Genomic DNA, 15,123 nt, shown 5'->3' with positions numbered 1-15,123 from the left:
TGGAGAAACCCCCGCATTTTCGCCTTTAGCACGTTGACACGGCCGAGCCCCGCCTAAACCAACTCCCGCAACCCACTCCGCCAGCTCTTATAAGCCGCATCCAAAGCCCGCATATTCATCACCGCGTCCTCGCCAGTCGCCAGAAAATCCGCCCCACCCCGAACCGCCGCGGCAAACCCATCCAGCATCCGCACATACCCATCCACATTGTCGAAAGTCGTCGACGACACCTCCTGCCCGTTCTTCCGATGCACCACCTCCACCGGCCGATCCACACTGAAACCGCTCTCCGCCGTCAGCACGCCATCGCTGCCGATCACCTCCAGCAGCGTCCGGTACGGTGCCCGCGCATTCGCCACCACCTGCGCAAAGATCCCGCGAGTCATCTCCATCTGCATCGCGGCATACGCCTCGACATCGCCCGACAACTCATCCTGCTTCGCAAGCGTGGACACATTCAGCACCTCCGCCTGCAGGATGTACCGCAGCGCGTCGATCGAATGCACTCCAACGTCCCCAATCGGCCCTCCACAAGCCAGCGCCCCATCCGCGATCCACTTCCGGGGAGCGTTCTGCGCCGCATAGCAGAAGTGCGCCGACGTAATCTGCGGCTGTCCCACCAGACCCTCGGCGATCCGCTTCCGCATGAACTCAAGGCTCAAGTTGTAGCGGAAGTTCTGCGCCACGCCGAAGCACACACCCGCAGCCTTTGCCGCCGCGACCATCTCCGCAGCCCCGCCAGCGTTCATCGCCACCGGCTTCTCACACAGCACCGCCTTGCCGTGCTTCATCGCCAGCAGACCATCATCCAGATGCATCGCATCGGGAGAAGTAATAAACACCGCATCCACCTCAGGCGACGCGCACAACTCCTCACGCGACGCGAAGCAATGCTCGATCCCATGCGTAGCGCAATCCTTCGCCGCAGCGTCTTGATTCCGCCGCCACATCCCCACTAACTTCGTGTCATTGGAACGCCCGAAAGCGGGCAACAGCCGCCGGACAGCATGGTGTCCGAAGCCAAGAATAGCGATGCGTAAGGGAGAAGAAGTCATGGTCTGACCATCAAACCACACTTTAGTTGACCGAAGTTTAGCCCTCGCGCAAAGCGCGAACCAAGCGAAGCGGTATACAAGTCACGAAGCGACCGCCCCGCGCGCAGCGGGCCCGTCCGGCAGGACAAAGCCTTCTACTTCGTAGCGTTCTTAAAAAGGTTCTCAGCGAAGTAGTTCACGATCTTCGCCTGGTCCCGCAGCATCTCGAAGTATGCATTTTTCAACAGCTGCGACCGGTCGTTCTGCAACTGCTGCCGGATCGCCTGCTGCACAATTGGGTCGCTCAGATCCCGCTGCCCCGCCGGCTCCTTCGAGACCAGCTTGTAGATCGAGTACCCCATCGTCTTTTTCGTCTGCGCATCCAGAAGCGGCATAATCGCCGTCGTCTGCCCTGGCTTCAGCTTCGTAATCTCCGCGTAGATCGTCGGGTCGGCATGAAGCTGCGACTCGGTCACAAACCCCATATCGCCGCCGCTCGAAGCCGTCTCCACCCGCTCCGAAAAGTTCATCGCCAGCGTCCCAAAGTCTTCGCCGCTGTCCAGCCGCGTCTTCAAGGCCTGGATCTTCTTCTTCGCCTCGGCGTCATTGGTCGCCTTGCTGCCCTGCAGATTGCCCGCCTGGTCTGAAGGAACGCTCGTCACCTGGATCTGCGCCAGCCGGTACTGCGGCTCGATCAGGTTGTACTCCGCCTTGTGCTGGTTGTAGTAGCTCGAAACATCGGCGTCCGTCACCGTGATCTTGGAGTTGATCTCCTTGTTCAGCAGCTTGTTGCCCGTCAGCGATCGCCGGATATCGTGCTTCAGATCATCAAGCGTCAGGTTCTCCGCCTTCATATGCTGCTCGAACTGCTCCTCGGTCACCGGAGCCTTCATCTCCGCCAGCTTCGCGTCCACCTCTTCGTTGGTGGCCGTCAGGTTCATCTTCGCCGCGCGCTGCTCTACGATCTCATTCGTGATGAGGTTGTCCAGAACCTTCAACCGCCCGAGGTCAGCCTGCTCGTTCGAAAGCTGCACCTGCTGCTGTTGCTGCTGCGCCACCTGCGCGGAGTAAGCGGCATAGCCCTTCTCCATCTCCGCGCGCATGATTGGCTTGCCATTTACGGTGGCCACAACGTCAGCACTCGGCTGCTGATTGCATCCCGCCGCGAACAACATCGCGCCGCCCGCAAGCAGCGATACGCCCAGCCCGCGCGCTACTCTCGCAAACCGGATCCTACCCTCGAACATCTCTATGCGTGCCGTACCGGAATCAGTCATCATGCTCAATCGAATCTTTCCAAGCGCGTCCTGCGCTAATTCCCTTGCTTCGCCGCTGGCGCAGCCGAAGTTACCGGTGCGGGCGGAGGCGTCTTCCCGGCGGCCACCAGAGCACCGTCAATCATCCGGTACACATACTCGAGCGGCTGCGCGCCCTCAATCTTCTCCCCGTTGATAAACAGCGCGGGTGTCGCTGAAACGCCCAGCGCCTCCGCATCCTTCATCGAAGCCTTGATGCCCGTCGTATCCTGCTTCGCGAGACACGCAGAAAGCGCGGCCTCATCGATCTTCTGTTTCTTACCTTCTTCCGTCGCCAGCTTGTCGAGCATCTCGTTGGCCTTCGCCACCGTCTTCTCGGTGCCGCCAATCTCATCCGCATGAGCGTGGATATAGTCCACCAGGTTCCAGTACCCCGTCCCGCTTTGGGCTCCCACGCAGTTCGTATCCACCGCCGCGCGCAACGCCCAGGGATGCTGATCGAGCGGGAAGTCCCGGTACACAATCCTCACCTGGTCCTTGTAACGGTCAAGAATCGCCGGAAACAACTGCGCATTCATCCGCGCGCAGAACGGGCACTCCAGGTCATCGAACCCCACGATCAGCACCGGCGCATCTGCCGCCCCACCCCGCGCCGGACGATCCACTCCCGACACCGAAGTCCGCAGGTCCTTGCTGATATCGAACTTCGAAAACTGCGCCAGCGTCTTGCCATCCTTCGAGAGCAGGAACGGAATCGGCCGGCTGCTCTTGCCCTCGGTGCTAAAGTCCACCGTCAAGGTGTCGTATCCAGGAATATCGCTCTTGCTCAGCGATTCGATATGGAACTCGTAGTTCGCCGGAACATCCAGCCGCGTCCGGATCATCACCTCGACGCGCCGCGACAGTTCAGGAGAGATCGACCCGTCAACAGAAGCCTTCGCCGGCGGCTGCGCATGGCATCCCGCAGCGGCAAGCGCAATCAGGAACGATAAAGAAAAGTACGGTTTTCCCACAATCGACACAATAGCCCGATTATCTCACGCTGACGACGCAGGCCACCCTACCACCGCCCCCTGCCACCGTCATTCTGAGCGCAGCGAAGAACCCCCCGCATTTCGCCTTTGTCTCAAGCAGCCACCAACGTTCGGGTGCCCCATCCATCGCGTTCTTTGCGATGGGTGGGACGTAAACCGTCCCCTAAAACAACCTCTCCGCCCGCCTCAAATTTCCCGCAGTCCCAATATTCGCCAGCGTGAAATTAAACCGGTACGCGTTCTCGTTTCTCACCGATCCCAGCTCATACTTCCTATACTCCACGCTGAGCCCACAGCAGTTCCAGTTGTACGAAGTCTCCAGCGACCCATACTGCAGCGACCCCAGCTTCGCATCGATGCCTGCGTTCGCCGCCACGCTCAGCCCTTCCTTCGTTGGCATGCCATAACCCAGCAGCACCCGCAACTGGTTGAAGTCCGTCGTCGCCGAAGGCAGACCGTCCGTCTCAAATCGTCCCGGCGCGTTCAGCTTCGCGTAGCTGAACCCGCCAAACAGATTGCCCCGGTGCGCGTCCGCAAACACGTTATTGCTCGTAAATCGCCCCTGCACCGTGTCGTAGTCGAAGTTCCACTCCAGGTCGAAGACCTCGTTGGGCCGCACCCGCAGCCTCGAGATCACCGGCGAGACGCTCCTCGGCCCGGTCAGAAACGCGATGCCCGAAAAATTCAGCGTCGTATCCAGAATGTTTCGTCGCCCGTTCTGCAGCGCCCCGCCAAAACTCTGGTTGAAGAACGCCTTCTGCCCCACCCGCCAGCTGAAAAACTCCCGCGTGCTGCACTTTGGCGGCGCAGGCTTCCCATTCGGCTCGTCATCCGGAGCATCGTCCGCATCCGTGCTGTCCGCCATCTCCGCGAGCTTGCAAGGCCGCGGCTTCTTCGGATGCAGGAACAGCCGTTGCGTCACCCCATACTCCAGGTCGTTCGTGTTCGAAGCCACATCCACATCATCGAACCGCAGAATATGTGAAAAATCGTTGATCCCCCCCACAAACCGGTAAGTCGCGCTCGGTTCGATCGTATGCTTCACCTCGCTGCCAAACACCCGCTCCAGCAGCGGCGAATCGAACGTCCGCTCCAGCACCGGTCCGCGAATGTCCACCTCCGCCTCCACGTCCGTCCGGTTCAGGCTCGAAGAGGACTCCGCCATCGCTCCCTGCGCCACTCCATTCGTCTGCCGGCTCTTCGTGTACACCGTCTCCCGCACACCCACCGCCGCCCGCACATGCACGCCTTCAAACGAGAACGGAACCGCGATCTCCGGATGCACGTCGAACCGCCCCACGCCGCCCGTGGTAAACAGCGGCTGCGTCCGCTTTAACCCGCCTACCGAGCTGTCCATGCTCCACAAAAACGGCGTCGCTCCCAGCCGGTGGTCGACCGACGTGAACATCAGTTCCGGGATATGAAAGATCGTCAGTTGCGAGTTCTGCACCGGATCGCCCGCGGCTACCTGGGCCTGCGTCTGCGCCAGCGGCTTCAACCCCTCGTATCTGTCCGCCCGCAGCGACGCCGAGTATCCATCGAAGTTCTTCACCCCATAGAGCGTCGATAAAATGTCCGTCGAAACCGCCTGGTTGAAGTTCTCCGTAAACGCCTCGCGATACACATAGGAGCTCAGATACTCCACATCCGCCACCAGCCTCGCATTCGGCGTCTCTCCCTGCGCAGGTGCCAGGTCATACCGCGCCTTCACCACAAAATCCTCGCCACCCTGGTTCGTATAAACTCCGCCCGTAGGCGTATATCCCCGGTCCTGCAGCGCGCTGAATCGGCCGGTAACAAAGTTCTGCCTCAGCCCTCGGTACCGAAAGCTCCCTGACTCCGAAAACCCGCGCAGCGAGTAATACACCGACCCCAGCGTCAGATCCATGCTCCGGTTGAGCGCAAAATAAACCTGCTCTCCAACCGAATTCCCCTTCGTCGACGAAAACAGTCCCACCGAAGGAATCAGCAGCCCGCTCTGCCTGTGGTTCGGGTCCACCGGATGCGTCACATACGGCAGATACAGCAGCGGCACATTCAGCAGGTGAAAGATCGTATTCTTGGCCTTCGCCGTGTCCCCATCGAGGGAGAACAATCCCCCCGTCAACAGCCAGTCCGGCTTCGGCAACTGGCACGACGTCACACTGCCATCGATAACATCGTACTCGTCCGGGCCCTTCTTCACCACGATCCGCCCCGTAAACAGAAACGGGTTGCCATTGTCATACACCGCGCGCGTCGGATTGGCCGCTGCGAGGCCGGAGACCACGGTATTCACTCGCGGCCGCCCCGGAGCGAGCCGCAGCCCGATCGATCCTGTCACGTCGTAAAACGTCCCCGTCTCGGTCTGCGTGTTGAAGGTCCCATGGCTCGCATGGATCTCCTCATGCTTCGGTCCCCCGCTCACCACCAGGTGCCCCGTCGCCGTCACATCCCCGGTGTCCGAGTCATACTCGACGTGGTCGGCCTGGATGATCCGGTCGCCATAGGTAATCACCACGTCCTTGTCCAGCGTATAAAGCGACCCCACCCGCGTCTGCGGATTGGTCGACTCGATCTTTACCGGCGTTCCGCGATCCTTACCCTGCACCACCACCGCAGCCGGAAAAGGCAACGAACCGTCCCCATCCTGTGCTCCGATATCCTGTGTCCCATTCGTCGCGGTCGTATCGGGATGAGTGGGACCCGCCGGAATCTGGCTGGAGCTAGTCCCCGGCGCAACCAGCGCATCCACACCCGCACCAGGGGGTAACGAACTCGCCAACTGCTGCCCCATCAGCAGTTCAGAATTCACCGCGAACAGGGTGATACTTATGAAGAGTGCATAGCCGCGCAGAGATCTCTTACTGAAGTCCATCTGCTTTAGAGGCTAATTGATTTCACTGGAAACCGGAGTTGGCAATTGAACACAATGAGGTCTGCGGAACTCCAATCAGACGAGTTCGACTTCCCCGTCCAGGGTTCTGAACCGGCTGGTGTCGCAGCTTCAAGCTCAGATCTGAAGTTGCAGGTCGCCGAACGCCTCGCCGCCCACCGCTCCCGCCGCAACCGTCAGACCGGCCCGGCACTGGTTACCGAGTCCACCCCGAAGCCCACTCGCAAAAAATCCAACTCCATCGCCGCCGCCGTCGCCGAGCGCTACGCGCAGTCGCAGAGCTATCGCGACTTCCTCGCCGCCGAAGCAGAACGCGCCATCGAGCAGGCCAACCTGGCCGCCCAGGAAGCCGAAGCCGCGGCCCACGTCGCCGCCCGCAGCGCCCAGGCCGTCGCTTTTGCACAGCAGCAGCTCCTTGACGAACTGGAGAACTGGAATCCCGCGCCGATACAGCAAGTGAGCCGGACGCAGTTCGACTATCCCCAGACGGAGACCCAGACGCCCCAACCGGAGAGCCAGCCGGAGCCATACCAGCAGCAGACACACGCAGCCACCAGCCGCGCAGCCGAAAGCAATGATTTCTTCGCCCGCCCTCTACCTGAGCAGGCTTTCGTCGAAGAATTTATTCCCGAGCCCGTCGTCTATCGCGAGCCCGTCCACCGCGCCCCGGCTGCCCCTCGCCGGGCGGTAGTGTCCCCCGCCGATCTCACCGTGAGGCTCTATGAAGACCTCGGAGCCCGCCAACCGAATCCTGGCGGCCTCCACAGGAGCGATATGCCGAGCCACCCGACCTTGAACCCGATCGATCCCGACGAGAGCTACGCTCTCGACGAGGAGATCGAGTTCCGTCAGGCCCCGGTATTCGAAGAAGCCTCCGGCCCCCCGGTCCCCATCCCGGCAAATCTCATCGAGTTCCCGCGCCAGCTGATCGCCGCCCGCAAGGCCCGCCCTCGCATCGCCGAAGGCCCACTCCGCGACGAAGCGGAGGCCGCGGCCTCCGCCCAGCTCCGCATCTTCGAGGTCGAACCATCCCTCATCTCCACCGCGCCTGCCGTCGAGCCCGAAGCCGCCGCGCCTACCTGGGCCTCCATCCTGCTCGACGCTCCGCCGGTCATTCACGTATCCGTAGAACCAGAGCCCAAAATCCTGCCGCCGATGCAGGTGGCGCCCCTCAACCTGCGCCTCATGGCCGGCATCGTCGACCTCTGCGCCGTCAGCGCCACCTTCCTCGTGGGCCTCACCGTCTTCGCGCTGTGGGCCAACGTCCTTCCCACCGGCATCACCGCAGCCGCCATCGGCGTCGCGACCCTGACCGTCTTTTACGCCCTCTACAACCTGCTCTTCTTCACCTTCTCCGAAGCCACGCCCGGCATGCGCTACGCCCGCATCGGCCTCTGCACCTTCGAAGACGAGAACCCGACCCGCTCCCAGATGCGCCGCCGCACCTTCGCGGTCATCGTAGCCGCCCTTCCCCTGGGTCTAGGCTTCGCCTGGGCCTGGTTCGACGGCGAAGGATTAGGCTGGCACGACCGCCTCTCCCGCATGTACCAGCGCCACTACTAAATCAGCCCTGCACCTAGCCTTCGCACTTTTACCCTCAAAAACCCGTCATCTCGACCGAAGCATTGCAGCCTCATCGCAATGCGCAGTGGAGAGACCCCCGCATGGGCCCTTGTAGCCGCACGGCTCAGGTGCCCCATCCATGGCTCGCCTTTGGCCATGGGTGGATCCGCCACGAACTACCCCGGAGGCCAGTGCATCGCCCGTCCACCCAACAGGTGCACATGCAGATGATGCACCGTCTGCCCGCCATCATCCCCCGTATTCACCACCAGCCGATACCCCTTCTTCAACCCATACTTCCGAGCCAGCTCCGCCGCGACAAACATCAGGTGCCCCAGTAGCGCAGCATGGTCCTTAGCCGCATGAGCCAGCGAAGTCAGGTGCTCCTTGGGAATAATCAGCAAATGCGTCGGAGCCTGCGGATGAATGTCCGCAAACGCGAGGCTCAACGCATCCTCATACACCCGCTTCGCCGGGATCACCCCATAGACGATCTTGCAGAAAAGACACTCTGAACTCTGTTCGGCCATAAAAGAATCCTACCCCTAAGAACCTCGATACCCCCTGGATAAACCCCGTCATCTCGACCGGAGCGAAGCGTAGTGGAGAGACCCCCGCATTTCGTTTCCCAACCCACCAAAACCGGGTGCCCCATATCTGGCGGTCTCATCGCCAGACGTGGGATCGCACTATCTCCCAAAATACTTCGGCTTACTTCCCGCCGCCCACGGATCATACCCCGCCGCAAACCGCGCCCGCTCCGCAATCGGAGGATGGCTGAACGTCCAGAACTCAACCAGCGGATGCGGCGTCGGATCATCCAGCGACTCCTCCCCCAGCACCTGAAACGAATGCTGCGCCACCGCCTGCGGGTCAGCCACGATCCCATGGATCGCCTCCTGCCCATAGACATCCGCCTCATGCTCCTGCATCCGGCTGAAGCCGTTCCCAATCGGCTCCCCAAGGAAACTCAGCACCGAAAACACCAGCATCACCACCACAAACGCCGCCCAGTCCTCCTGCCCGGAGATCCCCCACGCTGACCCGTAGCGCGCAATCAGCCACCGCACGCAGTGATACCCAACAAAGAACATCGCCAGCAGCCCTACCGCCGCCGCAGCAATCCCCTTGTAGATGTGGTTCAGCACATAGTGCCCCATCTCGTGCCCGAAGATATAGCTGATCTCATCCGGCGTAGCCTTTGCGATCGACGTGTCCCAAACCACCACCCGCTTCGACGCCCCAATCCCCGTCACATAAGCATTCAGCCCCGTCACCTTCTCGCTGGCCCGCATCAGGAACATCCGCTCCGGCGGAATCACGATCCCTCCCCGAGCCACCACCTGCTCCAGCCGAGCGACGAGCGCCGGGTTCGATGCCTGTAAAGGCTCGAACTTGTTGAAGATCGGATCGATCAGGATCGGCGAGAGAAACACTCCAAAAACGACCGCCGCCATCGTCGGAATCCAGAACCAGAACCACCACCGCTTCGCCGATCTCCGGATGCAGAAGAACAGCAGCATCACCAAAAGGCCGCCGATCACGTAGCTCAACAGGAAACTCTTCCCTTTGTCGCCAAACCAGCTCCTCCACTGCTGCACCGACTGCCCATACTCCAGCGACACATGATGCCCATAGACCTCCAGCGGCAGACTCAACAGCGAAGTAATCGCGAGAAAGAAGAAGTAGAAGGCAAATCCCTGCACCCAGCGATACCGGCTCAACCGCACCGCCGCCCGTCTCATCCACGCCGACACACCCAGCGCCAGTAGCAGCACCATCTGCGCAATCGTCCATCCCATATCAGCAAACTCAAGCACCGTCCGCTTCCGGTTTAGTTCAATAGCCACCTTCAGCTTCGCCGGCGGCAACCTATACGCCGCATCGCCCTGCAGTGCCTGCGTCACCGTACCCTGCGCCTTCATCCGAGGCACAACCAACAAGAAGCTCGCGCAGACAAGCACCATCAAAACCCAGCGGAAGTTCATAGGCGACAGATCCCTCAATCATGAGTCAAACCCAAGATACAGCGCGTCATGGATCAAAGTCCGACCGTCCCGATGCGGCATGGCGATTGGATGACCCTGACGGTGGATGGCCCACCCTTCATCAATTCGTTACACTCACTCTCAACACAGGTTCAGCGCGGAGTCTTCATTTTGAACAAGCAGCATTGGCTGGCAACAAGCATCTTCCTCGGTCTATCCCTCACCTCTCCCTTCGCAACTCACCTCTCCGCCGCCCCGCGCCCTGCGGCTGACGCCGAAGCCGAACCGAAGCTCCCGCGCCCCACACCGCCGCCCGTGCTCGTCCAGGCCATGCAGGCCGAGTTGAAGCGCGCCATGTCCGAACTCGGCAACCAGCCCGCCAGCGGATCTGACAACGCGACGCCCAAGCCCTACTTCCTCAGCTACGCCGTCTCCGACGCCTCCAACATCGACATCTCCGCCCAGTACGGCGCCATCACCGCCTCGAATCAGTTCCATCGCCGCGTCGCCGACGTCCAGGTGCGCCTCGGCACCCCGGCGCAGGACAACACCCACGGCGACCACCGCAACTCCGCCCTCACTACCATGGCCCTGCCTCTGACCGACGACCGAGCCGCGCTTGCCCGCAGCCTCTGGTTCGCCACCGACCGCGGATACGCCCGCGCCCTCGACGGCTACCTCAAAGTCAAGACCGAGCAGCAGGTCCGAGCCAAAGAAGAAGACGCGTCCGCAGACTTCTCCGCCGAGCAGCCCGCACAAAAGCTCCTCCCCGCAGCCGACGCTCTCAAAGTCGACAAGGCCGCCTGGGAGCAGCGCCTCCGCGAGCTCTCCGGCCTCTTCAAGCAATACCCCGACATCTACTACAACACCGTCGGCCTCCAGGCCTCCACCGAGACCGACTACTTCGTCTCCTCCGAAGGCCAGGAGGTCTCCACTCCCAACCACGTCGCCCGCCTGATAGTCGTCGCCCGAACTCGCGCCGCCGACGGCATGGACCTCTTCCGCGTCGAGACCTTTGAGGCCGACGCCACCGGCAACCTCCCCGACCAGAAAGCCCTCATCGCCAAGACGAATGCGATGGCCAAAAACCTGGTCGACCTCCGCAACGCCCCCATCACCGAGCCCTTCGACGGCCCCGCCATCCTCAGCGGCCGCGCCTCCGCCGTCTTTTTTCATGAAGTCCTCGGCCACCGCCTCGAAGGCCAGCGCCAGCGCGGCGACGAAGAGGGCCAGACCTTCACCAAGCTCCTCGGCAAGCCCATTCTTCCCGACTTCCTCTCCGTCTCCGACGACCCCACCCTCGAAAAATTCGAGGGCCGTCCGCTCAGCGGCCACTACAGCTTCGACGACGAAGGCCAGCCAGCCCGTCGTGTCGACCTCATCAAGAACGGCGTCCTCGAGACCTTCCTGATGTCGCGCCAGCCCATCGCCAGCTTCTCGAACTCGAACGGGCACGGCCGCGCCGAGACGGGGCATATGCCGACTGGCAGGCAGGGCAACCTCATCGTCACCTCGACCAAGTCCGTCAGCGACGCCGAACTCCGCAAGATGCTCATCGCCGAGGCGAAGAAGCAGAACAAGCCCTACGGCCTCTACTTCGAGGACATCTCCTCCGGCTTCGCCGTCACCACCCGCCGTTCGCCGCAGGCCTTCCAGGTCATTCCGCTCGTCGTCTACCGCGTCTACGTGGATGGCCGCCCGGACGAGCTGGTCCGAGGCGTCAGCATCGTCGGCACCCCGCAGGCAGCGCTCAATCGAATCGTCGCGACCAACGACAAGCAGGACATCTTCAACGGCATCTGCGGCGCGGAGTCCGGCTCGATCCCGGTAAGCGCCGTAGCCCCCGCCATGCTCGTCTCCGAGATCGAGACCCAGCGCCAGTCCCAGGGAACCACCCGCCCACCCCTCATTCCGCCGCCATCTCCTGACGACAACACGCCGAAAGGAGGCAACTAATGAATAAGCTCCTGAAACAGTTACATACTCCTCGCCACAAAGCCGGGTGCCCCATATCTGGCAGCATCACCGCCAGATGTGGGAGTGCCGCCACCGAAATCGGGTGCCCCATCCATGCGGCCGTATCGCATGGGTGGGACATTCGTGCGAAGCACGAACCGTCTTCCTCTCCCGGCCGCAAGATCGCCACTCTAGCCGCCCTAACCCTATTAGCAACTCTCTCCGTTACAAATAGGGCGGTGGCCCAAGAAAAAGACCCCATGCTCGAAGCCATGAAGTCCGAGCTGGCCCGCGAACAAAAACTCCTCGTCCTCCCCGGCCTCCAGCGCCCCTACTTCATCGAGTACCGCATGGACGAGCTCATGGGTTACGACGCCGTCGCTAACTACGGCGCGCTCACCCGCGAAGACACCAACCACCAGCGCGTCATCCGCGTCTCCGTCCGCGTCGGAGACTACGCCGCCGACAGCTCCTCCAGCCGCGGCGACGGCAACGTCCAGCTAGCCCCAGAAGACAACGACCCCGCCGCCCTTCGCTACGCCCTTTGGACCGCGACCGACGAGGCGTACAAGGTCGCCCTCCGCGCCTACGCCGCCAAGCAGGCCAACCTCAAGCGCTTCGAGACCGCCGCCACCGCCGACGACTTCGCCCCGGCCAAGCCCGTCACCGAGATCAAACCCCTCGTCAAACTCGACCTTGACCGCAACGAATGGAAGCATCGCATCATCGAGACCAGCGGCCTCTACGCAAGCGACCCGTCAGTCAAGCAATTCGCCGACACCATCCAGTACTCGACAGCCAGCGTCCGCGGAGTCGCCGTCAACCGCTATCTGGTCAACACCGAAGGCACCGTCGTCCGCCACGGATATACCGGCTACAGCGCCAGCGTCAGCATCGGAGGCCAGGCCGCCGACGGCATGCGCCTCAGCCGCGACAACGGCAGCACCGCAACGCTCGCCAAGAACCTCGAGTCCGCCGCCGCCTTCCACCAGCGCATGATCGACGACCTCAACTCCTACCAGGAGCTCCGCAACGCCCCCATCGTCGACGCTGACGACTACCACGGTGCCGTCCTCTTCAGCGGAGACGCCGCCACTGACGCCCTCACCAAACTATTCCTCCCCAACGTCGAAGCCGACCGCCCCGACGCCGGCACCACCGCTCGCACCCAGGGTGCCTACACCTCCAGCCTCCGCCAGCGCGTCCTCCCGGACTTCATGAACGTCAAGGACAACCCTCTCCTCACCAAGCTCGAAGGCGTCGACCTCATGGGCCACTACGACGTCGACGACGAAGGCGTCCCCGCCGAATCCCTCGACGTCGTCCTCTCCGGCAAACTGATGGCCTACGTCATCGGCCGCGAGCCGGTGAAGGACTTCCCTGAATCGAACGGCCACGGCCGCGCCGGCCTAGGCCAGCCCGCCCACTCCCGCGCCGGTATCTCGATCTTCAAGTCCAGCGAGCCCCTCAGCGACGACGCGATGAAGGCCAAGCTAGCCGAACTGGCCGCGAAGCAAGGCTCCGACGCCTACGTCGTCGAAACTCTAGGAGGCGAACTGATGCCGCGCCTGCTCTATCGCGTCCATAGCGACGGCACCCGCGAACTCGTCCGCGGGGCTGCCTTCGATGAGCTCGATCTCCGCAGCCTCCGCAGCGACATCGTAGCCGCCGGCGACCATCCCTACATCGCCAACACCCTCGGCCCGATCCCGCAAACCGTCATCGCGCCCAGCCTCCTCTTCGGCGACATCGCCGTAAAGCGCGCTACCGAAGAGCAGCAGAAGCTCCCCTACTACGCCCCACCCGCCGAATAATCGAAAGCCGCATCAAGCGTGCGCCACCAAAACCGGGTGCCCCATATCTAGCAGCTTCATCGCCAGATGTGGGAGCCAGCCACAACCGCGGGTGCCCCATCCATGGCTCGCACTTGGCCATGGGTGGGTCCGCCACCACCCTCTCCCCGTCATTCTGAGCCGAAGGTGAAGAATCCCCGCATTTCGACGGCACCGCCACCACCCGTCTTGCTTCAGGGCACGGCTTCAGCCGTACCACAAACCCACCCCCACCCACGCGGCTTTAGCCGCTGAGGTACGCCTTCCTTCGCCCGCCACGCAACCCTCAATCCGTCCGGGTCAAATAAGGCTCCGCATCCGGAATATGGATCCCATCCGCTACCGCCTTCGCCGTAGCCTTGTCCGCAAACTTCGGATTGATCCTTACCCAATACCCCGTCGGCCCCTGAAACTCGATCACCTTCGCCGTCGTGTATCGCCGCATCAGGTCGGCCTTCAATTGCACTGCGTCCTCGACGTTATAGAACGCCCCGATCTGCACGCACCACCGCCCGCCAGGAATTCCCGTCGGCGACGGAGGCGGCGGATACGCCTCCACCTGCACCTTCGCCACGCCCGCCCGATACACGCCGGTGGCCTTGGCCGCAGCCAGCGACAGATCGATGATCCGCCCCCGCACAAACGGCCCCCGGTCCGTGATCTTCACCAGCACCGCCTGGTTGTTGGTCAGGTTGGTCACCCGCGCGACCGTCCCCAACGGCAGCGTCAGACTAGCCGCGGTCATCGCATTCTGGTCGTACACCGACCCATCCGCTCCCTTGCGCCCTGAGTACGGCGGCCCATACCAGCTCGCCAGCCCCGTCTCCGTCACGGCAGGCGGCCCATGCACCGCATCCGGCGGAATCATCCCCGCCGAATCCGCAGGCGCACTCTCGATAGTCGGAGCCTTATGCCGCGCAGGCGCAGGAGCAGGCCGTTCCTCACCCAGCGTAGGCGCCGTCGGCTGATAAACCTGCTGCTTCTGCTTATGACATCCCGCTACCAGCCACACGCACACGACGAGCGCAACCGCACCCCGCACGCCAGACTGGAGCCCGCATCGGCGCATCACGCCTCAGGCGGCCTCGGCGGAGGCGGAGGTGCATTCCGCACGTCATCGAGCTTCTGCGCCAGCTTCTGCAGCTCCACCGCAGCCGTCTTGAGCGCGGCCGAGCTGTGTCGGCGAACGTCCGGCACAACCTCGTCGTTGATGTAGTTCGCAAACAGCCGCAGCTCGTCTTCCACGCGCGCGGCTGTCTCATGCAGACGATCCTGCCAGGGCTGTCTCGGAACTTCAGGCGGCATATGCGAAACCTCTGTTACGAGTATGAGTATGTGGAAAACCCAGGGTCAAGGCCACAGCCGTTCTATACACAAGCAGGCCCCCAACTGGTAACCCATCATCACCCCCTAAGACGCGTCATCTGGCCCGGAGCGAAGCGAAGTGGAGAGACCCCCGCATTGGTCTTTGCTTTTTGCCCTTGCTCTTGCTCTTGCCGTCATCCTGAGCGACGGCGCAGAGCGCGCAGTCGAAGGACCCAGGGGAAATTCACCCACCACAGCCGCCCGAACCTTTCAGCAACAA

At 62.4% G+C, this 15,123-nt stretch carries 11 protein-coding genes; 3 read left to right on the top strand and 8 right to left on the bottom strand.

Annotated elements, in window-relative coordinates:
* Positions 1 to 53: 53 nt before the first annotated feature.
* The 4 genes from OHL18_RS04190 to OHL18_RS04175 form a co-directional block, all read right to left on the bottom strand.
* Positions 54 to 1,055, bottom strand: a complete 1,002-nt coding sequence (locus OHL18_RS04190) for a Gfo/Idh/MocA family protein (RefSeq protein WP_263373574.1) — start codon at positions 1,053 to 1,055, stop codon at positions 54 to 56.
* Positions 1,056 to 1,189: 134 nt separating this feature from the next.
* On the bottom strand, positions 1,190 to 2,314 hold the full coding sequence (locus OHL18_RS04185; protein WP_263373573.1) for a SurA N-terminal domain-containing protein: 1,125 nt from the start codon (positions 2,312 to 2,314) through the stop codon (positions 1,190 to 1,192).
* Between the two features lie 32 nt (positions 2,315 to 2,346).
* Positions 2,347 to 3,312 carry a DsbA family protein gene (locus tag OHL18_RS04180; protein ID WP_263373572.1) on the bottom strand — a complete coding sequence of 322 codons (966 nt, stop codon included), beginning with the start codon at positions 3,310 to 3,312 and terminating at the stop codon, positions 2,347 to 2,349.
* Positions 3,313 to 3,487: 175 nt separating this feature from the next.
* Positions 3,488 to 6,181, bottom strand: coding sequence for an LPS-assembly protein LptD (locus tag OHL18_RS04175; RefSeq protein WP_263373571.1), 2,694 nt, complete (start codon positions 6,179 to 6,181; stop codon positions 3,488 to 3,490).
* 54 nt (positions 6,182 to 6,235) lie between these two features.
* Here OHL18_RS04175 and OHL18_RS04170 point away from each other — a divergent pair, with 54 nt between their 5' ends.
* Positions 6,236 to 7,762: an RDD family protein gene (locus OHL18_RS04170; RefSeq protein WP_263374586.1), complete on the top strand. Its 1,527-nt coding sequence runs from the start codon at positions 6,236 to 6,238 to the stop codon at positions 7,760 to 7,762.
* 176 nt (positions 7,763 to 7,938) lie between these two features.
* Here OHL18_RS04170 and OHL18_RS04165 read toward each other — a convergent pair whose 3' ends face one another.
* Complete coding sequence (locus OHL18_RS04165; protein WP_263373570.1) at positions 7,939 to 8,292, bottom strand: histidine triad nucleotide-binding protein; 354 nt, start codon at positions 8,290 to 8,292, stop codon at positions 7,939 to 7,941.
* A 159-nt stretch (positions 8,293 to 8,451) separates the two neighbouring features.
* The gene (locus OHL18_RS04160) at positions 8,452 to 9,750 is read right to left on the bottom strand and encodes a M48 family metallopeptidase (RefSeq protein WP_263373569.1); all 1,299 of its coding nucleotides are present in this window, start codon (positions 9,748 to 9,750) and stop codon (positions 8,452 to 8,454) included.
* Between the two features lie 48 nt (positions 9,751 to 9,798).
* On the opposite strand from OHL18_RS04160, the gene OHL18_RS04155 reads away from it, so the two are divergent.
* Positions 9,799 to 11,706: a TldD/PmbA family protein gene (locus OHL18_RS04155; protein WP_263373568.1), complete on the top strand. Its 1,908-nt coding sequence runs from the start codon at positions 9,799 to 9,801 to the stop codon at positions 11,704 to 11,706.
* Entirely contained in the window at positions 11,706 to 13,520 is a 1,815-nt protein-coding gene (locus OHL18_RS04150) for a metallopeptidase TldD-related protein (RefSeq protein WP_263373567.1), read from the top strand. The genes OHL18_RS04155 and OHL18_RS04150 overlap by 1 nt, the downstream gene beginning before the upstream one ends.
* Positions 13,521 to 13,824: 304 nt before the next feature.
* Here the strand turns inward: OHL18_RS04150 and OHL18_RS04145 are convergent, their stop codons facing one another.
* Positions 13,825 to 14,607 (bottom strand): septal ring lytic transglycosylase RlpA family protein, encoded by a 783-nt coding sequence (locus tag OHL18_RS04145; protein WP_263373566.1) that lies wholly within the window; start codon positions 14,605 to 14,607, stop codon positions 13,825 to 13,827.
* Positions 14,607 to 14,843 carry a hypothetical protein gene (locus tag OHL18_RS04140; RefSeq protein ID WP_263373565.1) on the bottom strand — a complete coding sequence of 79 codons (237 nt, stop codon included), beginning with the start codon at positions 14,841 to 14,843 and terminating at the stop codon, positions 14,607 to 14,609. Before OHL18_RS04140 ends, OHL18_RS04145 begins: the two co-directional genes overlap by 1 nt.
* Between the last annotated feature and the right edge of the window lie 280 nt (positions 14,844 to 15,123).

Source organism: Granulicella aggregans, assembly GCF_025685565.1.
Taxonomy (GTDB): domain Bacteria; phylum Acidobacteriota; class Terriglobia; order Terriglobales; family Acidobacteriaceae; genus Edaphobacter; species Edaphobacter aggregans_B.
The sequence above is the reverse complement of the archived record's forward strand: the minus strand, read 5'-3'. Positions and strand labels throughout refer to the sequence as shown.

Bases quoted from the DNA above. Each gene is read 5' to 3' on its own strand.
- OHL18_RS04190 (WP_263373574.1), bottom strand. From the start codon at position 1,055: ATGACTTCTTCTCCCTTACGCATCGCTATTCTTGGCTTCGGACACCAT.
- OHL18_RS04185 (WP_263373573.1), bottom strand. From the start codon at position 2,314: ATGATGACTGATTCCGGTACGGCACGCATAGAGATGTTCGAGGGTAGG.
- OHL18_RS04175 (WP_263373571.1), bottom strand. From the start codon at position 6,181: ATGGACTTCAGTAAGAGATCTCTGCGCGGCTATGCACTCTTCATAAGT.
- OHL18_RS04170 (WP_263374586.1), top strand. From the start codon at position 6,236: ATGAGGTCTGCGGAACTCCAATCAGACGAGTTCGACTTCCCCGTCCAG.
- OHL18_RS04165 (WP_263373570.1), bottom strand. From the start codon at position 8,292: ATGGCCGAACAGAGTTCAGAGTGTCTTTTCTGCAAGATCGTCTATGGG.
- OHL18_RS04160 (WP_263373569.1), bottom strand. From the start codon at position 9,750: ATGAACTTCCGCTGGGTTTTGATGGTGCTTGTCTGCGCGAGCTTCTTG.
- OHL18_RS04155 (WP_263373568.1), top strand. From the start codon at position 9,799: ATGGATCAAAGTCCGACCGTCCCGATGCGGCATGGCGATTGGATGACC.
- OHL18_RS04150 (WP_263373567.1), top strand. From the start codon at position 11,706: ATGAATAAGCTCCTGAAACAGTTACATACTCCTCGCCACAAAGCCGGG.
- OHL18_RS04145 (WP_263373566.1), bottom strand. From the start codon at position 14,607: ATGCGCCGATGCGGGCTCCAGTCTGGCGTGCGGGGTGCGGTTGCGCTC.
- OHL18_RS04140 (WP_263373565.1), bottom strand. From the start codon at position 14,843: ATGCCGCCTGAAGTTCCGAGACAGCCCTGGCAGGATCGTCTGCATGAG.